This is a genomic window from Anaeropeptidivorans aminofermentans, from assembly GCF_940670685.1.
Classification (GTDB): Bacteria; Bacillota; Clostridia; order Lachnospirales; family UBA5962; genus Anaeropeptidivorans; species Anaeropeptidivorans aminofermentans.
Genome location: NZ_OW711693.1, coordinates 1,626,593 through 1,650,878, shown reverse-complemented (window position 1 = coordinate 1,650,878; position 24,286 = coordinate 1,626,593). Strand labels below are relative to the sequence as shown.

Genomic DNA, 24,286 nt, shown 5'->3' with positions numbered 1-24,286 from the left:
AATGAATCAGGGTGAGTATCATGCTTTTTCAAGCCAAATCCAGTTTCAAAGAAAATATAAAGAAAATGAATATATTTGCCTTTCCTTTAATTATTCAATTTACGCTAAATTATATAATAGGCTTAATTGATCAGGCCTTTATCGGAAGAATTTCTACAGAAGCCTTCGGTGCTGTAGGTGTAGTTAATTCCTTTTTATACATGATAGGCGGTATTTTCGGAAGCCTTGCCGTAGTCCTTAATATCAGAGCCGGAAATGAAATAGGTTTGGGCAGAGACGAGGAGTTTAACTATGAATTTAAATCTTCTTTTATTCTTTCTGCTTTTATTGGAATTGTGTTTTTTATATTCATTCATATTTTTAAATCTCCCATTTTAATATTTTTATATGGCTTTGAAGGAGAAGCGTTGAAAGCAGGCGCAGATTTCTTTACATATATGAGCCCCTATCTTCTTTTGCAAATGCTGATTTTCGTGTTTAATCAATATTTTAAAGTAAAGGACAATACAAAATGGCTCCTTTATGGCTCTTTGATTGCCTCAATTATTAATTTAGTATTGGATTATCTTTTTGTTTTCGGCGGATTGGGCTTTCCAAAACTTGGAGTTAAGGCTGCGGCCTTTTCAACTATATTAGGTCTTTTTGTTAATTTACTTATATTAATAGTTAAAAGTGATTTTAAGATTGATTTTAATATCCGTAAGCTAAAGGACTATTTTAAAATAATCAAACAGCAGATTTTAGAAAGCATTCCTTTATTCGGGCAGGAAATACTGGAAGGCAGCTTTTTTGCCGTCATAATGAATTCCATCGTCACAAGAATAGGGATATTAGAGCTTTCCATTTATTTAATATTAAATCAGCTTATTAATTTTTTATTTGTTCCTATGCACATGTATGGTTCGGCTACGCTCACAATGTCAAGCAAAGCTTTCGGAAGCAAAAATTACGATGAGTTAAAGAAGCTCCCTATGACAGGCGCTCTTTTATCTATGTCTTTTTATATTGTTATGAGTGTGTTTTATATTGTTTCTAGAAAATACCTTCCTAATATTATATCCGATGATAAAAATGTAATAGAAGGGGCCTCTGATTTAATGATTTTTATAATCATCACTCATATTTTTAATCCTGTTATGACGATGTATAAAAATGCATTAATTGCCATGAAAGAAGCTAAATTTGTTTTATATCAAACCACCATTATAAATATTTTTACAGTGGCGATTGTATTTATATTTGTGTATATCTTTCATTTAGGCTTATATGGGGTTTTCCTTAGCAGCTTCCTTAATTCTTTGCTGGTTTTCGTGCTTTTTTATATTAAATTAAAAAAGGTCATAAAGCGTTAACCCCATTGCTTTTATCAATTCAATTATCAGCAAATCCTTGAAATCATTTGATTTTCAAGCATGCTTACTATACGTTCCCCTCCGATATAGGTCCTAAGGCATATTTTGCTGTATTTTTCATTAAAAGTACCTATGATTTGAGCATCTTTGCAGCTTTCAGTATTTTTCAATATTTCAAGTATGCTTTTTCCATAGCCTTTTTCAGCGATTATAATCATCCGGCCTTCGCTTGCAAAATATAGGGGATCCGTCCCCAAAAGCTCGTGAACCGCCGCTACAGAAGGCCGTATAGGAATCTTATCCTCTTCTATAACAGCACCGATATGATGGCTTTCTGAAATTTCACATAAAACGGTGGCAATTCCTCCCCTGGTAGGGTCTCTCATAAGCTTTACACGGCTCAAATTGCTGTCGAGGGCCTTTATAATTTCCGTAAGAGGTGCGCAATCGCTTTTTAAATCTCCCGCCAAATCAAGATTAAGCCTGTCAATTAAAATGGAAGTGCCATGCTCCGCTATGGTTCCTGTAAGAATTATTTCATCGCCTTCGGTTATTTCTCTCGGTATGAATTCTTCGTGCACTTTGCCGATCCCTGAGGTGTTTATATACACGCCGTCAACATGACCCTTTTCCAGAACCTTCGTATCCCCCGCAACAATATTGATTCCTATGTCCTTGCATATATTTTCCATGGATTGGGAAATCATATCCAGCTTATCTATTTCAAAACCTTCTTCAATTATAAATCCGGCGCTTAAATAAAGGGGTAATGCCCCTGCCGCGGCCAAATCGTTTACCGTGCCGCAGACGGCAAGCTTTCCAATATCTCCTCCCTTAAAAAATATAGGGTTTACTACGAAGCTATCCGTAGTAAAGGCATATCTTTGTCTTCCTATGTTAAAAATAGCGGAATCCTGATAACCGTTTAATATGTCATTATGAAAATGCTTATAAAATATATCATGAATGAGCCTTCCGGTATGCCGGCCTCCGTCGCCGTGGCGCAGGGTAATTTTCTGGTTCATAGCATCTCTCTCCTATACTGTTCATTAATTAATTATATCTATGATACGCCGCGCAAGCTCCTTCGGAAGAAATCATGCAAGGACCTAAGGGCCGGTCAGGAGTACAGTATTTTCCAAAATTAGCACACATATCAGGGCTTTTCTTGCCTGTGAGAACATTCCCGCATTCGCACCCTTTTGGAAAAGAGCCGGCGCTTTTCTTCAGATTCAAATTAAATCTTTTCAGTGCGTCAAAATCTGAAAATTCTTCTTTTAAACAAAATGCCGAATTTTCTATAGGCCCTATGCCTCTCCAATTGGCATGAGATATTTCAAAAACTTCGTTTATTATACGAATAGCTGCTAAATTCCCTTCGTCATTTACGCATCTTTTATATGTATTTATAAATTGAACAGGCTCTTTATCCATAATCTGATTTAAAAGTATGTTCATGGAGCCTATAATATCCATAGCCTCAAAGCCGCATATGGCGGCAGGGATTCTATATTCCGCAGTTATAGGAAGAAACTGGCTTATTCCCGTTATTGCCGCAACATGCCCAGGGCAAAGCATGCCGTCAATATTTGCATCTTTGTCATTTAAAATATGCCTTATTGCAGGCTCCATTCGTTTAAGGGACGTAAGAAAAAACAGATTTTTAATTCCTTCATTTCTGGCTTCTTTAATTAATGCGCCGTAAATAGGCGCTGTGGTTTCAAAGCCCACGGCGGCAAATACCATATTTTCTTCCGGATTATTTTTTGCAATATAAAGGGCCTCTTCCGGAGAATAGACCGTTATGATTTTTCTTCCCGACCCCTTCTGGTCTTCAAGGCTTTCTGTGCTTCCTTTAACCCTCAGCAAATCCCCAAAAGTGATAACCGTAACATTTTTTTCTTTTAAAAGATAAATCAGCGCATCGATATATTCTGCCCCGGTAACGCAAACAGGGCATCCGGGGCCTGAAATAAGCTTTATATGAGGGTTTAAAAGGCTTCTGAGCCCTAATTTTCCTATTTCATGGGTATGGGTTCCGCATATTTCCATAATACGGACTTCTCTCGTTACAAAATGATTGATGTTTTCTATTAGTTTTTTAATCAAGTTCTTTTCCTCTTTTGTCATGGCATATCCTCCGTCATTTTCCTAAGGGTGTTTTCAAGGAAATCAAAATATGCTTCATCTATTTTATTAATGGCATATCCGGCATGAACCATCACCTTATCGCCGATGTGCAAATCGTCAACAAGGAGTATATTTATTTTTTTTCTAACGCCCATAATATCTGCTTCTGCATGGGCATTGTGTATTTTCATTATTTTTGCAGGTATGGCAAGGCACATATTAAACCGCCCTTTCTTTTTTATCCTCTTTCATCATGAAAGATGCTGCGGCAGCTTGTCCGAAGGCTAATCCTCCGTCATTTGCAGGGGTTAAATGATGATGATAAACATGAAATCCCAAGCTTTCCAATTTATAAATTAACCCTTCTAAAATATAGGTGTTTTCAAAAACACCGCCGCTTAAAACAATGTCTTGAAGTCCGCTTTTTCCCCTTATTTTACAGGCACAGTCTGATGTAGCTTCTATGATGGTATTATGAAATTTTGAAGCTATAATAGAACTAGGAGTATCTTTTTTAATATCTGCTAATATTTCTTTGAGTATATCTTCATATTCAAGCATAATGCCTTCCTTTTCGAAAGCTATGGCATATCCGTAAAATTCTTTAATGCCTTCATCTGCTATCCCTTCAAGCTCTATAGCCGCCTGGGCATCATAAGTAATTTTACTTTGAAAGCCGCAAAGGGCCGAAACACAGTCAAAAAACCTTCCCATACTGGAGGACTGAAAGCATTTTATATTATTTTCCATTGCCTTATATATAAAATCTAAATTTTCCTTTTTAATCTCTTTTAAATATTCAGAAGGGTCAATACCCATGGAAAAAAGATAATTAGCGGCACACCGCCAAGGCTCTTGAACTACGCTGTCTCCCCCTTGAAGCTTCGTATATTTCAAATGCCCTACCCTTTTAAAACCCGATAATGAGCCGGTAAAAAATTCACCGCCCCACAGGGCTTCATCTGTTCCAAGGCCGGTTCCATCGTAAATAATTCCTATAGCATCACAGAATAATTTATTTTCAGCCATGCACCCTGCCATATGGGCATGATGATGCTGTACGGCAATTCTTTTTTCTTTGTTTTTCTTTCCATAACATGAGGAGATATAATCAGCATTCATATCATGGACATAAATCTCCGGAGTATAATTAAAAAACTGCTTAAAATACGCAATTTGGTTTTCGAAGACCTGATAGGCCTTATATTCTTTTAAATCTCCCAAATACTGGCTTATGGCGGAAAACCCCTTGCCGGCGACACAAATGGAGCTTTTCTGTTCTGACCCCAAAGCCATAATATTATAGTCGGAATCTAAAGGAAGGGTAACAGGAGCGTAGCCCCTTCCGCATCTCATGAGGACTTCTTCTTCCCTTATGACTTTGATGACAGAATCATCAACAGGCATATTAACTTCTCTATTATGAACTAAAAAATAGTCTGCAATGCCTTTAAGAGCCTGTAGTGCATCTTCGTCCTTATAGCTTATGGGGGAGCCGCTTACATTTCCGCTTGTCATAATCAGATATTTTATATCCTCTGAAAACAAAAAGAAATGAATAGGCGCATAGGGAAGCATTACCCCAAGGGATTTCTGATTCGGTGCGATTGCTTCCGGTAATATTTCAGGATATTTTTTACGAAGCAGCAGGATAGGCTTTTTCTCTCCTGTTAGTATTTCCTTTTCTTTATTGGATATATGGCATATTTCGTATACGGCTTCAATATCTTTTGCCATAATTGCCAAGGGCTTATGGGGCCTCTTTTTTAGATTTCTAAGGCGGCCTACCGCTTCCGAAGACTTCGCATTACAGCATAAATGGTAGCCGCCTATACCCTTTACAGCAAGCAGCTTTCCTTCTCCTATAAGCTTTTGCGCCTGTATCCCGGGGGATTCAGTATGAATTTCTTTCCCTGAAGCATCTAAAAGCTTTAAAACGGGACCGCAGTTTGGGCAGCAATTGGTTTGGGCGTGAAATCTTCTATCCAGAGGCTCCCTATATTCATAGGTACATTCTGCACACAGTTCAAATGCATTCATGGTAATGCTTTTTCTGTCATAAGGCAGGCTGTTTATTATGGAATATCTCGGCCCGCAGTCCGTACAGCTTATAAAAGGGTATTGATATCTTTTATTGTTTATATCATTAAACTCCTCTATACATTTGGGGCATACTGCAATATCAGGCGGAATAAATTTAGCCGTATTATGCTCATCTGTACTGTTTTTTATATAAAAGTTCGAGTATCCCTTAAGTTCCTCATAAGAAATGCTGATTTCTGAAATTTTGGCGTTTTCAGGGCAATGGTTTAATGTTTTTATAAGCTTTTGAATATTTTCTTTCTTTCCTTCTGCGTCGATTAAGACCCTTGAGCCTTGGTTTTCGACCCATCCGTTTATTTTTAATTCTTTGGCCTTACGAAAAACAAAGGGTCTCATACCGACCCCTTGTACAATTCCTGTTAAAGTAATAATACACCGCTCACTGTCATTCACGGCTTTCACCGTCGATACTTTTTATAACGGCAGTAAGCTTTTCATAAGGCTTCATTTCCACATTTACTACCGCACCGTCACTGAATAAGACAGGGTCCCTTTCCTGTAAATGGGAAAGAAGATGAGGGCCTTCTATATGGCTTCCTTCGTCAACTTCTATATTTATTTCATTTACTTTATGTATATTGTTTTCTCTGCAAAGCGCTGTTATGGACTGGTATATTTTTTCAATAAGGTGTGTATCATGCATATTAATTTTCCTCCTTAATTTTTATAATCTCTTCAAGTACAGAATCACATATATTGCGGAAATTCTCATTCAGTGTTTTGCTAAGCTCAAAGCCAAAACCGATTTCCGCCACTTCTATGCCTATAAAATAGCCTTTAACTTCCGGCAGGTTCTGATCTATCATGTCAAGCAAGCTAAATTCATGCTGAGTTCTCAGCTTACTCCGGTATTGAAGGGCTTCTTCTAAGGTCATGATGCTTAAGGTCCCCGGCTTTATCTCGTGATAGGAGGCGTCTATGATAATAACAAAATCCTCCAAGGAAATCCTTCCAAAGCAGTAATTAAAATCTGTCTCCCCTACTACCGCTTCAATGTCATATTCTTTAAGACGGTCCTTAATTGCTTCTACTACCCTGGAGCCTATGCCGTCGTCTTTCATAATCATGCTTCCTATTCCTATTACTAATAATTTTCTCATGGTACCACCCTTATGGTTTTTATTAAATTTCCTTTTGAATAAACATGGGTTGCACAGGATATGCAAGGGTCAAAGGAGCGTATTATTCTTCCAAGCTCTACAGGCGCGTCAAACAGGCGTATTTTTGTTCCTATCATGGCCTTTTCTCCGGGCCCCGGCAGATTATTATGGCATCTGGTAGAAAGATTCCATGCAGAAGGAGTAATAATCTGATAAAAGGAAATTAGGCCTCCTTCTATTTTTATCCAATGGCCTAAAGCTCCTCTTGTGGTATCTATAAGCCCTTCTCCATAGGCCGATTCAGGCACCTGATATACATCCTGAACAAATGTGTCGGGGATAAGATTATCTAAAAGAATAAGCATAATCTCCGTTATCTTTTTAGCCTCAAGAGTCCTTGCTATGGTGCGGTCCATGGTAGAGATGCCGTTTCGATACTCTCCCGATAGCCACATTCTTGCCAATGGCCCTGTTTCATAAGGAAGGCCGCTATATCTCGGCGCCTTTACCCATGAATAAGCTTCTTTTTTATGTATATCTTCATCTGTTATGGTTTCAAACGGCGTATAACTTTCACTTTTTGCTTTATACCATGAAGAGTATATGTTTTCTGTAATTTCTTTGGGGTTAAGGGGTCTTGTCCTTCCGTCACTATACTCAAGCGGTTCTAAATAAAGGGTCCCAAGCTCCTCATATCTGTCGAAGCAGCCAAAGCTTAACAAGTTTCCATAGCCGCCGCCATTTTTAAAATAATCCTTATAATATTCGGCTATTGTATAGGTGTCCGGAATCATGATTTCTTTAATGAACTTATTTATACTTTCAAGAATTGAACGCATATGGACTATTTTTTCAGGCGTTGCCTGGGTAGTAATGCCCCCTATGAAAACCCCATGGTTATGGGGAGCCTTTCCTCCTAAAATGGCGAGCATTGTATGGGCGCTTCTGCTCATTTCCATAGATTCAAAATAATGCTTTACTATGACATCATTTTTGTTTTGAGGGAGCCTGAAATCATTGTGGTCCGCCTCAAAAAGCGTATTCTCCGGCGGAAGCCTTATAAACCCAGGAATGGTATACTGATAAAAATGCCTTAGATGATTTTGAAGAAATTCACAGCCATGTATAAAGTCTCTTAAATATCTCCCCTGCTGAGACGCCGTAATGCCCAGCGCACTTTCCAGCGCAAGGGTTGACGCCATGGAATGGGCAGTTGAACAAATGCCGCATATCCTCTGGGTAAAATAAACCGCATCAAAAGGGCTTCTGCCTTCAAGCATTTTCTCAAAGCCTCTGAAAAGAAGCCCTTCGGTTTTTGCGTCAGAAACAATATTTCTGTTATCAATCGTAGCATCTATTCCCATAAAGCCGTTTATGCGTGTAACAGGATTGATTATAACTCGCTTCGTTTCTTTCACCGCCTTTAGGAGCTGCCTTTTACACAGCGCCTGTATCTTTATTTTATAATTAAATATTAACTGTCATATTTAACAAAAGGCTCCATCTTATCGGGAAATCCGAACATTGCGCAGCCTATGCAATTCGAATCGTCACCTATAGGCCAGTTTACCCTTTCATTCCATCTTCTTGTAGGGCAGTCTGTACTTGTTACGGGGCCTCTGCACCCAAGCCTGAACATACATGTTTTTTCTCCAAACTTTTCTGCAAATATTCCCTGTTCAAAATAGGGTCTTCTTGGGCATATATCATGTATTAAAGTACCGTAGAACATAAGGGGCCTGTTAAACTCGTCAAGCTCCGGCTCCCCGAAAAGCGTAATATATGAAAGCGTTCCCATAAACCAGTCTGGGTTGCAGGGGCATCCCAAAAGCTTAATCACCTTTCTTTTAAGCAGATTTTGTATTCCTACGCATTCTCCGGGATTGGGCCTTGCGGCAGAAATTCCCCCGTCAGAAGCACAGGTTCCTACGGCAATAACATAAGCCGCATCCTCTCCAAATTCCTTTATTGCTTCATATGCCGTTACAGACCTGCCTTTATATCTTCCGATTGTATTGTAAAAACCATTATTTTTTGTAGAAACAGCGCCTTCCACGGCAAGGATATAATCCTTTCCTTTCATGCTGTAGAGCTTTTCCATGGCCGCCTCTCCCTGAGAAGCCATAAGGCTGTTTTCAAACACTAAATTTGACACTCTCGTTATCATGTCCTTAAAATCAGGATTGGCACCATCAAGAAGAGATATTATATTTCCGGCGCAGCCTGTAAGCTCCATCCATATTAAATTTCTTTTCTTAATCGTATTATCGCCTGCAGCTTTCGCCGCCATATTGACAAGAGTAAGGGCTGTCCTTTGCCTCATTGAATAATTCAAACAGAAATTATTTTTAGTCATTCCTTATCTTCCCAACTATCTTTAATTTGCTCAACACACTCTCATCCATATGACAGGATTCAAATGCCTTTGTTATATCCCTTCCTGCCATCATACCGTGATGCATTCCTCTTACCCATGATCTGGCATCAGAAACATCATATACGACTCCGTTTATCGCTACATAAGGCGGACTTCCGTCTCTTCCGTTATATTGCATAAGTTCCGCAAGCGTAAAAAACCTACCGGCTCCATCAGCGTTTTCACCTGCATTTTCGCCTGTATTTTCGCTTATCTCCATGCTTTGGGTTAATACTAATAAATCAGATATATTATTTTGAAGTTTACTTAGAAGCCTGTTTTTAGCATAAGTATTGGTGGCCTTGTAAAGATAATTTATGGTACTATTCATCTCGGCCAAACTGTCATTTATCTTTTTAAAATATCTCCGACGCTCTTCCATTAACCATTCTCCTTAACATGTTTATTCTAAAGCAATATATTATATGCTCTAAAAAATTCTATGCTTTCAGTCGCCGGTTTATAGCAATTATTCTTAATTTTTTTGATTTCTATTATTATAAAAATCCGCCAATGGTAAATAAAAACAATCGGCGGCTTAGAATCTTATCTATAAGCTTTTGCTTGTATCATTTTCAAGGTTACTTAGTACAATTTAAATTGACTTATATTCTTATTTTGATGCCTTAATAAAAGAAATGCCATAAGCACAAAAAGCATCGGCAATATATAAGACACGGAAGCAAGCTTCTGATAAACTATGGCCTGAAACTGATTGTTCATAAAATGCTGTATCATATAAATTGAGTTGTAGAGATAATCCCCTAATAAAAGGTATATTTTTAAACAACCAAAAGGAATTTATAATGGACATAACAAAAATAAGAAGCACCGCAGGCATCAAAGAAGGAATGGTTATCTTAAGCAATATATCTTTTCTTCGGAGCCTTCAGCTTTGGCAAATTCATAAAATGACTGGGGTGTGAAATTAAGCCCGCCTAAATAAAGAATCATATCATGGCAGCACTTTTCCATGTAAAGATAAGCACCTTTACGATTTCTTCTGTAACTGCATCTGACCTCTTTATTTCCTTCGGAAAACTCTTTGTTTCGTTCTGCTTCTGTGCTATACTTTGTAATGATATATCTTCGTAAATAATTATAAAACAAAAGCAGAAAGGATGTATCTTGTATGATTTCAAAACAACGGCTACTTGACAGATTTGTGGAGATGGTACAGGTAGACAGTCCCAGCCGTGAAGAAAAACCCATGGCGGATTGGCTTATGAATTATCTGAAAAACAAAGGCATTGAAGCTACTATTGATGATGCCGGTTCTAAATACGGCGGAAACTCTGGAAATATTGTTGCTTATATCCCCGGTAAGCCTGGAGAAATGCCTTTATGCTTTGCTGCCCACATGGACCAAATTTCTCCCTGTAAAGGCGTTAAACCCCAAATAGACGGAGACATTGTAAGAAGCGACGGAACAACCACCTTAGGTGCCGACGATAAAGGCGGCATTGCAGCTATATTAGAGGCCCTTGAGGACGTTTTAGAGGAAAATGCCGAACATAGAGACATTTACCTTCTCTTTACCGTTTCCGAGGAAATCGGTATGCATGGGGTTAAGCATTTTGACGCCAACAGGCTTCCCTGCAAGGATATTATTGTTCTTGATGCAGGCGGAGCAACCGGAACCATCGCTTACAAAGCGCCTGCTCAAATGAAAATCAAGGCCACTTTCCACGGCGTAAAGGCCCACGCAGGCATTGAGCCGGAAAAAGGCATCAATGCCATCGTTGTTGCATCTAATGCCATCAGTAAAATGCGTATCGGCCGTATCGATTCTACTACTACGTCAAATATCGGCCGCATTGAAGGCGGAGACGCAACCAACATCGTTACAGATGAAGTATATTTTACTGCAGAAATCAGAGCCCATGACTCTGCCCGCCTTAAAGAGGAGCTTTCCTATATGGAAAAATGCTGTCTTGACGCCGCGGCTCAGTACGGTGTTTCCTGTGATTTTCATAGTGAAGAGTCTTATCCTTCTTTCGAGTTAGATATGAATAGCCCTCTCTTTGCTATGACAGTAAAAGCTCATGAAGATGCTGGGGTTAAGCCCGAACCTGTAGTCATCGGCGGAGGAAGCGATGCAAATATTCTGGCAAAGCAAGGCTACCGCAGCGCCATTATCAGCTTAGGGATGTACGATGTTCACACAGTAAATGAATACCTGAATGTTGAAGATTGCTATAAGGCTGCTCAGGTATGCAGCAATTTAATGAAACTTTAGAAGGCTTTTTAGCTTCATAGTAAATAAAAATAGAACCCTCAGATATTTTTACTTGAGGGTTCTATTTTATTTGGCTTAAACTTAAATTAAATATTATAAAAAACCTACCAAAAATCAGTATCTTTAGTGTTTTAAAAGCAATTATTTTTCATAATATATTGACATTTCATTATAGGAACAGTAAACTATCGCTAACGAGCTAAAAAAGGGCCTTTGGCAGCAAAAGTACCCTTGCTTGAAAATGATTCATAAGTTTGGGCTTATATGATTTTTAAGCTTGCTTCCCATAAAACTTCTATGGAGGTATTGTAAATGTTATTTACTATGCATCATCACCATACTTTTAGCGATTGTAATCTATGATTATTTTCATCATAGGTATAATCGCTTTTGGTTATGCCTGTGATGCATGAATATATTTTAAATATATTTAGCCATTCGGGTATACCATTATCCTGAATGGCTATTTTATTTTAAAATGAAAGGGTGTTATTATGAAAATCGGAACAGTAAAAGGCACAAGTGATTATTTACCCAATGAGGTTATTTTAAGAGAATTTATACAAAATAGTATTTTAGAGACTTACAAAATAAACGGTTTTGAAAGAATTATGACCCCTGCAATTGAAGACATTGAGAATCTGGATAAAAGCGACGGCGGAGATAATCTTAATCTGATATTTAAAATACTGAAACGGGGCGAAAAATTAAACAGCGCAATCGAAAACGCCCAATTCAATGAACTTTCTGATATGGGGTTAAGATATGACCTTACGTTACCTTTAAGCAGGTATTTTGCAAATAATAGGCAAAACTTGACATTACCTTTTAAATGCATTCAGATTGACAAAGTTTATAGGGCAGAAAGACCTCAAAAAGGCCGTATGCGAGAGCTTGTGCAATGCGATATTGATATTATCGGTTCCGATTCTGTTTATTGTGAAATAGAGCTGATAAACGTTACCGCAAAAGCATTGCTTGCGATAGGCTTAAAAAACTTTAAAGTACGAATAAATGACAGAAATATATTAAGAAACATTCTGCTTTCTATCGGCTTTAAACAAGATGAGTTGGAAAGTGTATGCATTACTTTTGATAAGCTGGATAAAATCGGCATTAACGGCATAAAAGCCGAGCTATCTGAAAAAGGAGCCAGCGAAGAAAGCATTAACGCCCTAAGTTCCATATTAAGAAAGCTTCCCCTATCCCTTGATTATATTAAATCAATATCTTCACAAAAAGACAGCATAAATAATCTCCAAGAGATTATAAATAAAATAACGCTTTTATCTGAAAATAAATATACCATAGAATTCGATTTGTCTTTAGTTAGAGGGCAGGGATACTATACCGGAACAGTTTTTGAAATTGAAAGCAGCGACTTTAACAGTTCAATCGCCGGCGGCGGAAGATACGATAACCTCATTGGAAAATTTCTAAATGAAAAAATCCCCGCCGTAGGCTTTTCCATTGGCTTTGAGAGAATTTTCCATATTCTAAAGGATAATCGTTTTTATATTCCAAATGCCAGAAAGAAAATCGCCGTCTTCTTTGAAAATAATTTTCTTGAAGCAAATAAAAAAGCCGATAAATTACGCAATGATTATGACGTTACCTTATTTGAAAAGCCTAAAAAGCTTAGTAAATTTCTAAATTCACTTTTGGAAATGGGATTCTACGGTTTCTTTGTTTACGGTCAATCAGAAGAAATAAAGATATTAAACTAAATTCAGGGTTTTTATAAGTTAAATTTTGGGTACTGTTAAATACAGTAAATTTAAACACCCCACTTTATAAGTTTGATGCATAAATATCCCTATATATTTAAAAGGATAGCTATATTATGAGAAATTCACTAAAACCGCTAAGTTTTAACTTTGTTAATAAGCGTAATAAAAATTGCTTTCGCTTCGAATCTGTAATCCAGACAAAATAACTTACATCAGTGCCTTAAAGGATATCACGAGGTTGTGCTTTATGAATATTAAAGGTTTGAAGCGTATAAGAATAATACTTCAACCAGCAGCTTTTTTGAGTATAGAGGATGGAATTTAGCCCTTCTTACGGTAAGAGTGATAAGTAAAGAATATTCAAACTTTGCCAAACTGAAAAATCAAGTAAGCACTGCCGCTATAAAAGAGCAGCTTTTTTCAGTTTCTGATTTTTGCGATATCATACTCCAAACTTCATACGGGCTTCATAGACTTTTCAAAAAAATTTGAGTAATATAAAATAAAGCAAATTAAGAATCAGGAACTATAGTAAATAAACTGAAAAACTTATTCAACTTAAAAACTGTCTGTTGTTTTTAAAATTGAACAAGTATATTTATTGCATTGGAGGCCATGATGGATTATAAAATATTGGTGGTGGAAGATGACCTGAACATCAATCAAGTCATCTGTGAATACCTGAAGGACAGCTATTTCATTCCAACTCCTGCCTATGACGGAAAAGCTGCGCTGGATATAATTGAGAACAATGAATCAATTGATTTATTTATTTTAGATATTATGCTGCCCAATATTACAGGGCTTGAATTATTAAAAACCGTTAAAAATGACTTGCGGCATAAAGAAAAGCCTGTCATGATATTAACGGCAATTGCTGATGAATATACTCAGCTGGAAAGCTTTAACCATTTGGCTGACGATTATGTGACAAAGCCCTTTTCGCCAAAGGTGTTAATAAAAAGAGTACAGGCTCTATTGCGGCGCAGCGTAAAGACCTCAGGGCGAATCGAGCTGGGTGATATTATGCTGGATACGGATGCTTTTGAAGCCTATGAAAAAGACAAAAAGCTGAACCTAACCTTACGTGAGTTTGAGCTGTTATTGTTTTTTACCTCCAATCCCAAGAAGGCTTTGAGCCGGCAGCAAATACTGAATCAGGTATGGGGCTATGACTATTACGGAGACGAACGTATTGTGGATGTCCATATTAAAAACCTGCGAAAGAAGCTGGATTCTGATATCATTGCAACAGTCAAGGGCATAGGTTATAAACTGGAACTATCCGTCTTATCCAATGCCTGCTGCAAACAAAGAGGCGGTGTAATATGAGGCTTAAAAGAGGCGGCATTGCCCTAAAGACATTTTTATTTTCTCTCTCCCTCACCATATTCGTTGTAGTGATTTCTTTTGCTTTTTTATATATATTGCTGCCAAAATATTATTTAAAAACAAAGTTTGATACCCTTGAGAAAAATGCGGTTATCCTGGCTAAAAGTTTGGCAAATACCCAGTCTGAAGATAGCGTAAGGCCTGTATTACAAGATTTTATAATGGTTAATAACACTGACGTTTTCACGTACGACTCAAAGGGTGAAATACTCATGGACCTTTCCACTCCATTTATTACATTTGACCAGGAGGGCATGCCCCTAAATGTCAAAATTATTCAGTGGGATGAGAGCTATGAGGCCAAACTTTCGGAGAATCCATCTTCTGACGAAAGTGCCCTCTTTAAAGTACAAATTCAAGACATCCATTCTGCTGTCGAGAATAGCAACGAAGATTCTGAAAACCTTTCCATTGCTATTAAAGATGATTATGTTGCGAACCCCCAGGAGATATATCCAAGTGACAGCAAATTTATTTCTATTGCATCTCCAATACAGAGCATGGCTCCGGCGCCTACCATGTTTTATAAAACCTATACAATCAACAGCAGCTTGGTTGCATCTGTTTCTGTCAGCACTACTTTTCAGCCGATTGGCGAGGCAACCGGTGTAATATTCTCTTTGATGCCATATGTACTCATTATCAGCGTGTTTATTTCACTTCTGGCTTCCTACTTCTTTTCATCAAGGCTTACAAAGCCAATTGTCAAGATTGCAAATGCTGCCGATAAAATGAGCCGCATGGAGGACAATGCTTATTCCAATGTCTGTACAGATGATGAGCTGGGTTTGCTTTCGCAAAATCTAGATAATATGTATAGAAGCCTTTGTGAAAACATTAATAGCTTAAGGTATGAGATGAATAAAGTGGCGCAAATGGAACGGTCCAAGGCAGATTTCATGCGTTCGGCAGGCCATGAGCTTAAGACGCCGATTGCGGCACTTTCAGGCATTGTAGAAGGCATGATGGATAATATCGGTGTTTATAAGAACAGGGAAAAATACTTGGCAGAATGCAAAATGCTCATTAACACACTGTCATCTATGGTCTCGGAAATTCTTAATGCATCCAGAGCGGATACGGCTATTTCAGATTCAGAATATGAGTTTTTTGATTTGGATACCTTAGTTTCTCAGGCAATGGGCCAGTATCTGGTGCCTGCCAGAAATAAAAGGCTTCATATTAATTTTGAGGGGAATAGCTTTCAAGTAAAGACCTCCAGAGAGCTTTTGTATTACTCTATATCCAATATTCTGTCAAATGCAGTAAAATATACGCCAGAGAACGGCAGCATTTACATTCGCTACGATAAAGTTAAAGGGCGCTGCCGGCTGGCCATTGAAAATGATACAGACAGATTTATAACGAATGATGAAACCGAGCAGTGGTTTGAGGCATTCTACACGCCTGAATATAGCCGTAATAAATCAAAAAGCGGCACAGGGTTAGGCTTATACATTGTAAAACGGAATCTGGAAATGCTGGAAATAGATTACGAAGCCTATGCTATAAATAATATACAGCAAAATAATAATTCCATTACAGGCAATGGCTTTGGTTTGGCACTTTACTTCGATATACAAAGTTGAGTTCAAAAACTGATTTAATATTTTTTATATTTAAAATAGTTTCCAGCAGAAATCAACTTGAGCTTCATTGAATTTCTGCTGGAAATTACAATAATAAATAATAATATTTTTCAAATACCTTTAAACGATGGTAATTAAAATATAAAGTTGCTCTCTTTAGAAAACGGGAAATAATACTTTATGATTGCATATAGTAAATTTGCTTTTCTTCCGCAGTAAATAACGGGCTCTAAGAAGGCATAAAATCAGGAAAAAGCAAATTTACAAAGCTACTGTTTTACTTTTATTCGAGTATACTCCGCAAATTCATGTCAAATATATAGCCTCTTCATATGGACTTCATATGGGGAGGCTATCCTTATGTCAGTAAAATAAACAGGAGGAAAATAAATGAAAAAAATAACATCTGCTTTTTTAGCTGCAATGATTGCAATTCAATTGACAGGCTGTTCACAGGCTGCATCAGGCAGCAAACCTGCGGCAAGTTCACCCGGGCAAATAGAATCAGAGTCAGCACAAACCAACCTTAGCGAACTTAATGAGGAAATAAATGGAGAAATTACAGTTTCAAGCTACCAAAGCATGTCATATGAGAGCTTTCTGAAAGAAGCTGCCGAAAAGTTTGAAAAGAAGTACCCGGGTACCAAAGTCAATATAGACTCACTCCAGAAAATGCCGGAAATAAAAACTATGGAAAAAGACGGTGTGTCACTTGCAGTAGCTACAATTGAGGAGGATCCCCAGGCGGAGAGCGATTATATATTTAAAGTCAGCAATGATATTATGAGCGGCGCCGGTGCTGATATTTATGCCATGGATATCCTTCCCTACCTCAAGTATGCTAAGGGAGGCTATTTAGAAGATTTGGCGCCCTATATGGAAGATGACCCTGAGTTCAACTTCTCTGAATATAAGCAAAATGTAATAGATGCAGTCAAGTATAACGGCAAACAGCTGATAATGCCGTTGGATTACTCCTTTAACCTGTTTACATATAATAAAGATATTATACCGGAGGGTAAGGAAGCACTATTTCCAAATAAAGACCTGTTTTCCCTAAGCGATATTATTAATACAGGAAAGCAGGAACTGGACAATGGTTCCTATGCGGCAGAAGATGAAGTAAAGATTTTAAACTTTGAAAAAACGCAGCTATTTCGTACTTTGTTTGAGGATTCCTATAAAAGGTTCGTTAATCACGAAAATAATACTGCAGATTTTAATTCTCAGTCTTTTATAAATTTATTACAATCTGTTCAAGAAATATCGGACAGCGGCTATATCAATGAAGATTATTTCAGCGGCAATGCGCATCAGGATATTACCTTTGAGCAAATACAGACAATGATGTCAAAACTCTACCTTTTTAGTTTTGACGGCAGTTATAGCTTACTGCGGTTTATAGCCGACAACAAACCTGAGATTTTCTACAACTCAATAAGCAGCACATCAGAAAACAGTGAATTGTTAGGCATTAAAACCAATGAGGACCAGAATGTTGAAGGCACATATTTTCATCTTCTCGGGATGAACGCCAACTCTAAAAATAAACAAACAGCATGGGCATTTATCAAATTTTTACTGAGTGAAGAGATGCAAAATTCCAATAACCTCTTCTCAACTCCGGTACACAACGGAGCAAGAGCGGAAAAGGCACGGCTTGAGGTATTAGGAGAATTGCATTATTCGCCGGAACAACGCACCAACCAGGAGATGACAGAGGAGCAAAAGGCAGTATATGACGAATACCTCTCATTACTTGAAGCTTATTCCGACATGATTAACGCCTATACACCTATAGATACAAAAATCTGGCAGATTGTTCAGGACGAATGCGAACCATATTTTAAAGGAAATAAAACTGCGGAGCAGGTTGCAGAAGCCATTCAGGGCCGCGTGAATCTGTATATGAATGAATAGAGTACTATAGTAAATTTCACACAAGGGTGTAATAAAAATCTATTTTTCATAAACGGCTTAAACCTATAAAATCCCTATGTTTAAGCCATTCAATATATACGATTTTTATTACTGTTTAATTTGAAATTTACTATATACCGCCTGAATTTTGATGTCAGGCAGCACAATATTTATATTAAAGTGAGTTCGACGGAATTAAAATTCCGCAAACTTTAAACCATATTCGTACAAATTTGCAAGAAAACAATACAAGTTTATACTCATTACGTGAAAAATCCTGCGGATTTCCCTTGCTTTGCAAGGGGGTTCGACGCCATCGAACTCACGTCATATTATTAATAAAGGGGAACACTATGGAGCATATAACAAACGGAAAAAAGTCTAAAAATCAATTTCTAAAAATCTCGGGTGCCGGGCCGCTGTTTCTGCTGCCATCTGCTGCAGGGTTTATAATATTCTTTATATGGCCGTTTTTATCGTCAATAAAATACTCATTATTTGACAGGGCGATGGGCGGGAGCTTTGCAGGTCTCACAAATTACGCCGAACTTATATCAAATCCGGCATATTTGAAGGGTTTATTCAATACCCTTAGGTTTTTAGGCCTATGTATTCCTCTTAGCATGCTGTGCTCTTTTTCCGTGGCTCTTGCGCTTCAAAAAAACAAATATAAAACGTTGTTTACTCTGATTTTTTTAATTCCCATGGTAATTCCCTCCGGCTCCATCTCCTTTTTCTGGAACAGCCTGTTCGCCAGCAACGGCTACCTGAATGGCCTTATTACAGTGATGGGCTTCGAGGCAGTTGACTGGCTTGAATCGGCAAGCTCAATGGGCGTCATCGTTTTGATATTTATCTGGAAAAACCTAGGGTATAATATGATTCTGTTTTTATCGGGGCTTTCCAGCGTACCGGTGGAATATTATGAAGCTTCAAAAATGGACGGCGCAGGTTATTTTAATACGCTGATACATATCACTGTACCCTGTATGGCGCCTACATTTGTCATAGTGTTGATTATGTCTGTTATAAATTCATTCAAGGTTTTCAAAGAAATCTATTTGCTGACCGGCAGCCATCCCAACGAAAACATTTATATGCTTCAGCATTTCATGAATAATTTATTTAACAATCTTAACTATCCTAAATTGGGGGCAGCATCAGTTTTCCTGGTGTTTGCAATTGGAATTTTATCAGTGCTATTTTTAAAAACGGAAAGAAAGGCGGCTGGTTATGAATAAACAACAAGGCTGGCTGGCCAATAAAGTAAAACTGGCAGTATTAATCCTTTCGGCAGTTATATTTCTATCGCCGTTAGTTATAACATTTACCAACTCCTTTATGGCCGAAGGTGAGGTAGCTCTGAATTTTTCAGGCCGCCGGTCTGTTTTTGACGTTGCTGACAATATATATGAAAAATTCATTGAATTACGGATTGTGCCGGAAACCGTGACCTTTTCCCAATATAAAGCCATTCTGGCGGAAAATCCTTCATTTTTGATTTTAATGGGTAATTCCGCAAAAATCGCCTTCCCTGTTGTCGCAGGAAATATTATGGTATCTATACTGGCGGCATATGGGTTCACAGTCTGGCAGCATCGATATAAAGAAATATTATTTTATATGTATATAATTGTAATGCTAATGCCCTTGCAGGCTATATTAGTGCCGAATTTTATCATAGCAAATAAGCTTGGGATAGCGGATAATTATCTGGCAATTATTCTGCCTGGTATATTTTCCCCTTTTGGTACTTTTCTTCTGCGGCAGAGCATGAAAACCATCCCTAAGTCTTATTATGAATCGGCCAGAATGGATGGCGCCGGAGAAGTTCGAATTTTTCTATCCATTATACTTCCCCAGATGAAATCCGGTATTGCAGCCCTTGGCATGCTGACATTTATTGAATATTGGAATATTGTTGAACAAGCTATTATCTTTATCAAGGATTATACAAAGGAGCCACTGTCAGTATATCTTTCCCGCATCGCCGAAGGACGCATATCCATTATATTTGCGGCTTCCTGCGTATATATGGCAATACCTCTGTGGGCACTTATAATGGGGCAGAAAGATCTTGAAAAGGGCATAGAATTGTCGGGAGTAAAATAAATTACAGGAGTCTAGGTATGGAAAACAGAAAAAAATGGAGCATACAAAAATCGGGGATTTGCCTCATGGGCCTTATGATAATACTGGTGTTTTTTTCAAACACGATATATTCATACAATCAGCCGAAGGTTGTAGGCGTATTGCCGAAATCCGGCAAGCTTAAAAAAAGTGTTAAAGCCACCGGCACGGTCCGCTGGGCTCATCAAACTGACATATATTCAAAGCTGCCGGGAATAGTTTCCGAAGTTTTAGTCAAAGACGGAGATATTCTTTCAAAGGGACAGGTGATAATGCGTATGTCCTATGACAGAGATGAGATTGAGAGAAAGCTTTCAGAAAGTGACACCAACAGAAAAAAAATATCCTTGGAAATCGAGAATATAAACATGAAAATTCAAAGAACACAAAAGCTTATTCAGGATTTGGAAAATGAACAGTTCGAGGAAGAAAGCATATCCCGATATGATATAGAGGATTTAATCAGACAAATTGGCAAGGCCGAAGGAGATTATCAGAACACCAATAAGCTTTATGAAGCCGGCGCATTGCCAAAAGCTGACGTTGACAAAGCTCTTTATGACCTTGAGAGTTTAAAAAAACAATTAGCCGCTCTTGAAGAGCAGCTTGCAGATAAACAAAAGCTGGCTCAGGAAAAGCTAAATGAAAAAGAAAAAGAAAGACAAAAACAACTTGATACTTATCGTCAGGAAATTATAGATTCAAAACAGCAGCTGAAAAGCAAAAGCCTGGATATTGAAACCATGGCCCAAACTGAGGCAGAGTATCGCAAGCAATTGGCAAAAATGGAAGATAATCTGGAAATTACAGCACCTGATGACGGAGTAGTTACCAATTTGAACGTTAAGGAAGGCCAGTATATTCCAGAAAACCATCATATGGCAACCATAGGCAGCGGCAGCGGCAGGGAAATTGAATGCAGTATACCAAAAGACAACAATTTTGTTACTGTGGGAGATAGTTTAAAAATATCAAATGCCGACCACAGTACCGAGGCCATAGTGACCAAAATTACGCCAGATGAAAACGGCAAAACCGTGCTTCTTTCATTTGAATCGGATGAAATCAATCCCGGTGAAACCTTCAATATGGAATTCCAAAAGGAGAGCGATAAATCCTATACCCTTGTACCAAACGAAACATTGAATATGGATAAGGATGGGTACTTTGTCTACCGAATTGCTAGGCGGGAAGGAATCGTTGGAAAAGAGTACTATGCTTTTAAAAACAGGGTTGATATTGGCGATTCAGATAATACCCATACCCAAATCACAAAAGGAATTGACTTTTTTGAACCGATTGTTTCCGCATCCAATAAGAGCTTTGAGGAGAATGACCCTATTAAAGTAAAGAACGCGAGTGATTTTTTTGAAAAATAAACTTAGCTTATTGCTGCTGCTTTTGACTTTTGCTTTGATTGTTTTATGCAGTTTTTATGTATCCAAAACCCCGGACAGCCTGGTCTTTGCAACACCAAAATCAAATGATACCATAGGGCTTTCCGGAGCGAAAATAGAAGATATGAATGATGACGGTTTAATGCTGACATACACGTCAAAAAAGCCGGCGGCATTGGTTTCCAACAACGCAAATTTCGATTGCAATTTGATTCGTACAAATTATAAATACCCCTACGTTACAGGTTATCCTCTTGGTACGGGCGGTTTCTTTACCAAAACAGATCAAAAAAATACCGAAGCGGTGGCTGTTTTAAACGAATTCGCAGCATTTGAAATCTTTGGCACTACAGATATTTCAGGCAATGCATTTGAAATTGAAGGGGTTATATATACCGTAAGAGGTATCATATCTGACGGAGAGCTAAAAACCAGTAATGTGTATGTTCCAATGGATGAAGGAGAATTCCCTCAAAATCTTATAGGCAAAGCCGATATAAACAAAGCGTCTGCCTCAGCCGAACTAATAAATTCACTTAAAATAAACGGTATATCAGAAAATGAATATAACATCATTCCTACTGCGGATATTCACAAATTGTTTTACCAGAAACTAAAAGTCGGGGCATTGGCAATCGCAATGGGTCTTCTGGTTATATTATTGGGCACAATCATCAGCAATTTTAAAAAATCTGTTGCCAATATACATTCATCTATGCAAGTTGAGTATATAAGCGACATTGTTAAAAATCATAAAATTATACTTTTAAAAGTATTTACACTTTGTATAGCGATTTTAGCTGCTGGGGCATGTATGCTATATATGTTTGTTATGATAACTTACTGCTATTTGGATATCCGTGCTCTGCATGCTATTGGCAGTTGGGCTTATAAAGTCCATATTACTGACAAAATTCAGCCTGATATAAGGGATTTTAATATACTGAGCGATTTTCTGCTGATTGTATTAATTCCAGCAGCAGCCTATTTCTACGGAATAATAAACAGAAAGGAAGATAAGCGTGGCATCACTGGAGCTAATCAATGTCAGCAAGAAATATACACAGGATACGGAAGCTGTTAAAGGAATCAGCCTTAGTATTAAAGACACAGAATTTGTTGTGTTTGTAGGCCCTTCCGGCTGCGGTAAATCAACGACGCTGCGTATGATTGCCGGGCTTGAAACAGTAACAGGCGGCACGATAGAAATTGATGGCAAACCGGTAAACGATATACCGTCAAAAGACAGGGACCTGGCTATGGTTTTTCAAAATTATGCCCTATATCCCCATATGAGTGTATTTGATAATATGGCTTTTGGACTGAAGATACGGAAGGTTCCAAAAATTGAGATTAACAGGCAGGTTAGCGAAGCCGCAAAAAGCCTTGGTCTTGAAAAGATGCTTGAACGCAGGCCCGGTGCACTTTCAGGCGGAGAAAGACAGCGGGTTGCAATGGGCAGGGCTATCGTCAGAGCACCCAAAATATTTTTGATGGACGAACCGCTTTCAAACCTCGACGCCAAGCTCCGCATACAAATGCGTGAAGAAATTGCTGATTTACACAGAAGGCTTAACACAACATTTATATACGTTACACATGACCAGATGGAAGCCATGACTTTAGGCGAAAAAATCGTAGTGATGAAAGACGGAATAATAATGCAGGCAGATACGCCAATGAATTTATACAGCCACCCAGATAATGTCTTTGTCGCTGGTTTTATAGGTACATATCCAATGAACTTTTTAAAGGGATTCGTGGAATGTGATGGCAATAATTATATAAACATTGAGGGGCTGTGCAGGCTGCCGGTGGAATTAACCGCAGACTTTCCCGGTGAACCCGTAACTTTGGGGCTTAGGCCTGAGCATTTATATACACAAGGCGGTGAAGGCCGTTTCCGTTTAATGGATGGTTTAATTGAGCATATGGAAGTTTATGGTTCAGAAACCATACTGCATGTAAAAAGGAACGCAACTACCATAAAGGTAAGAACCGATTACAGTCATGATTATAGAATCGGTTCCGCTATAGTCCTATATGGCAATAAGCATCAAGTCCATTTCTTTGATAGCAATGAAAATGCAGTTGCTGAAGACACAATAAAAATACTGGCTTAGGTAAGACTCTTTCAAGTCTACATTAAAAATTGAAGCAATTAATAAAATTAGTGATTTTAAAGCTGCAATGTATATTTTAGCTAACAAAAATGTAGCTAGTAGCCCTGATTATTGGATTGAAAAATTAAGTCTGCCAGATAGTTAGACTTATTGATTATGAATATGGCTAATAAAATGTAAGATTGTACTAAAAAGCGAATCATATAGGAAAGATAAAAAAAGGCAAATATTAGTTATTAATGTTATTATGAACAGGATTAAGAATAAATATTTCCTAATTCTCTTTATGCTGTATTTTTTCAGCCAAATCAGCTTGAACTGACAAGAATTGGCGCTTATGCTAAAGCCATACCTTCAAACAAGATAATAACCTCAGTTATCGAAGCATTGAATAATACCAATTATTCACAAGGAGCTTTATATTTTAGAGCCATTAAAGGCATTACCCCTACTTGCTGGCATAAGAAGACTTTGATAAAATTATATGATTATGGAGGTCATAGATTTTATAAATAACATTACAGGGATTAACTATTAATTTAGTTAATCCCTGTTTTTCTCAATAAAACATAAATTTTAATTAGATAAAAAGATTGATATAATAGCTTTATAATCTATATTATAAAAGTATATTTTTAACATATTACTTAATACTAAAGGTATTA

21 protein-coding genes are annotated in these 24,286 nt (G+C 37.8%); 12 read left to right on the top strand and 9 right to left on the bottom strand.

The window, feature by feature from the left end:
• Positions 1-20 precede the first annotated feature (20 nt).
• Positions 21-1,352, top strand: coding sequence for an MATE family efflux transporter (locus tag NBX03_RS06780; RefSeq protein WP_250229992.1), 1,332 nt, complete (start codon positions 21-23; stop codon positions 1,350-1,352).
• A gap of 26 nt (positions 1,353-1,378) precedes the next feature.
• Here NBX03_RS06780 and hypE read toward each other — a convergent pair whose 3' ends face one another.
• Genes hypE through NBX03_RS06735 form a run of 9 tightly spaced genes read right to left on the bottom strand, consistent with a single transcriptional unit; the run spans position 1,379 to position 9,483 of the window.
• Complete coding sequence (gene hypE, locus NBX03_RS06775; protein WP_250229991.1) at positions 1,379-2,377, bottom strand: hydrogenase expression/formation protein HypE; 999 nt, start codon at positions 2,375-2,377, stop codon at positions 1,379-1,381.
• Between the two features lie 28 nt (positions 2,378-2,405).
• Positions 2,406-3,482 carry a hydrogenase formation protein HypD gene (gene hypD / locus NBX03_RS06770; RefSeq protein ID WP_250229990.1) on the bottom strand — a complete coding sequence of 359 codons (1,077 nt, stop codon included), beginning with the start codon at positions 3,480-3,482 and terminating at the stop codon, positions 2,406-2,408.
• Complete coding sequence (locus tag NBX03_RS06765) at positions 3,479-3,700, bottom strand: HypC/HybG/HupF family hydrogenase formation chaperone (RefSeq protein ID WP_250229989.1); 222 nt, start codon at positions 3,698-3,700, stop codon at positions 3,479-3,481. The genes hypD and NBX03_RS06765 overlap by 4 nt, the downstream gene beginning before the upstream one ends.
• A gap of 1 nt (position 3,701) precedes the next feature.
• A complete protein-coding gene (gene hypF, locus NBX03_RS06760) occupies positions 3,702-5,978 on the bottom strand; it encodes a carbamoyltransferase HypF (RefSeq protein ID WP_267134875.1) in 2,277 nt (758 codons plus the stop codon).
• Entirely contained in the window at positions 5,971-6,228 is a 258-nt protein-coding gene (locus tag NBX03_RS06755) for a hypothetical protein (RefSeq protein ID WP_250229987.1), read from the bottom strand. The genes hypF and NBX03_RS06755 overlap by 8 nt, the downstream gene beginning before the upstream one ends.
• 1 nt (position 6,229) lies before the next feature.
• The gene (locus NBX03_RS06750) at positions 6,230-6,685 is read right to left on the bottom strand and encodes a hydrogenase maturation protease (RefSeq protein ID WP_250229986.1); all 456 of its coding nucleotides are present in this window, start codon (positions 6,683-6,685) and stop codon (positions 6,230-6,232) included.
• Positions 6,682-8,103 (bottom strand): nickel-dependent hydrogenase large subunit, encoded by a 1,422-nt coding sequence (locus NBX03_RS06745; protein WP_330638504.1) that lies wholly within the window; start codon positions 8,101-8,103, stop codon positions 6,682-6,684. The genes NBX03_RS06750 and NBX03_RS06745 overlap by 4 nt, the downstream gene beginning before the upstream one ends.
• A 56-nt stretch (positions 8,104-8,159) precedes the next feature.
• Positions 8,160-9,041 carry a hydrogenase small subunit gene (locus NBX03_RS06740; RefSeq protein ID WP_250229985.1) on the bottom strand — a complete coding sequence of 294 codons (882 nt, stop codon included), beginning with the start codon at positions 9,039-9,041 and terminating at the stop codon, positions 8,160-8,162.
• Positions 9,034-9,483 carry a cytochrome b5 domain-containing protein gene (locus NBX03_RS06735; RefSeq protein WP_250229984.1) on the bottom strand — a complete coding sequence of 150 codons (450 nt, stop codon included), beginning with the start codon at positions 9,481-9,483 and terminating at the stop codon, positions 9,034-9,036. The genes NBX03_RS06740 and NBX03_RS06735 overlap by 8 nt, the downstream gene beginning before the upstream one ends.
• Before the next feature lie 750 nt (positions 9,484-10,233).
• Between NBX03_RS06735 and NBX03_RS06730 the strand changes: the two genes are divergently transcribed.
• The 11 genes from NBX03_RS06730 (at position 10,234) to NBX03_RS16170 (ending at position 24,137) form a co-directional block, all read left to right on the top strand.
• A complete protein-coding gene (locus NBX03_RS06730; protein ID WP_250229983.1) occupies positions 10,234-11,340 on the top strand; it encodes a M20/M25/M40 family metallo-hydrolase in 1,107 nt (368 codons plus the stop codon).
• Between the two features lie 494 nt (positions 11,341-11,834).
• Positions 11,835-13,067 carry a histidine--tRNA ligase gene (gene hisS / locus NBX03_RS06725; RefSeq protein ID WP_250229982.1) on the top strand — a complete coding sequence of 411 codons (1,233 nt, stop codon included), beginning with the start codon at positions 11,835-11,837 and terminating at the stop codon, positions 13,065-13,067.
• A 621-nt stretch (positions 13,068-13,688) separates the two neighbouring features.
• Positions 13,689-14,402 carry a response regulator transcription factor gene (locus NBX03_RS06720; protein WP_250229981.1) on the top strand — a complete coding sequence of 238 codons (714 nt, stop codon included), beginning with the start codon at positions 13,689-13,691 and terminating at the stop codon, positions 14,400-14,402.
• On the top strand, positions 14,399-16,051 hold the full coding sequence (locus NBX03_RS06715; RefSeq protein WP_250229980.1) for a sensor histidine kinase: 1,653 nt from the start codon (positions 14,399-14,401) through the stop codon (positions 16,049-16,051). Before NBX03_RS06720 ends, NBX03_RS06715 begins: the two co-directional genes overlap by 4 nt.
• Before the next feature lie 390 nt (positions 16,052-16,441).
• Complete coding sequence (locus NBX03_RS06710) at positions 16,442-17,971, top strand: ABC transporter substrate-binding protein (protein ID WP_250229979.1); 1,530 nt, start codon at positions 16,442-16,444, stop codon at positions 17,969-17,971.
• A 353-nt stretch (positions 17,972-18,324) separates the two neighbouring features.
• A complete protein-coding gene (locus tag NBX03_RS06705) occupies positions 18,325-19,212 on the top strand; it encodes a carbohydrate ABC transporter permease (protein WP_250229978.1) in 888 nt (295 codons plus the stop codon).
• Positions 19,205-20,083, top strand: coding sequence for a carbohydrate ABC transporter permease (locus tag NBX03_RS06700; protein ID WP_250229977.1), 879 nt, complete (start codon positions 19,205-19,207; stop codon positions 20,081-20,083). Before NBX03_RS06705 ends, NBX03_RS06700 begins: the two co-directional genes overlap by 8 nt.
• A 17-nt stretch (positions 20,084-20,100) precedes the next feature.
• Entirely contained in the window at positions 20,101-21,480 is a 1,380-nt protein-coding gene (locus tag NBX03_RS06695; protein WP_250229976.1) for an HlyD family secretion protein, read from the top strand.
• A 142-nt stretch (positions 21,481-21,622) separates the two neighbouring features.
• On the top strand, positions 21,623-22,582 hold the full coding sequence (locus NBX03_RS06690; RefSeq protein WP_250229975.1) for an ABC transporter permease: 960 nt from the start codon (positions 21,623-21,625) through the stop codon (positions 22,580-22,582).
• Positions 22,521-23,621, top strand: coding sequence for an ABC transporter ATP-binding protein (locus tag NBX03_RS06685; protein WP_250229974.1), 1,101 nt, complete (start codon positions 22,521-22,523; stop codon positions 23,619-23,621). Before NBX03_RS06690 ends, NBX03_RS06685 begins: the two co-directional genes overlap by 62 nt.
• 267 nt (positions 23,622-23,888) lie before the next feature.
• On the top strand, positions 23,889-24,137 hold the full coding sequence (locus tag NBX03_RS16170; RefSeq protein WP_408628560.1) for a cell wall hydrolase: 249 nt from the start codon (positions 23,889-23,891) through the stop codon (positions 24,135-24,137).
• Positions 24,138-24,286: the final 149 nt, after the last annotated feature.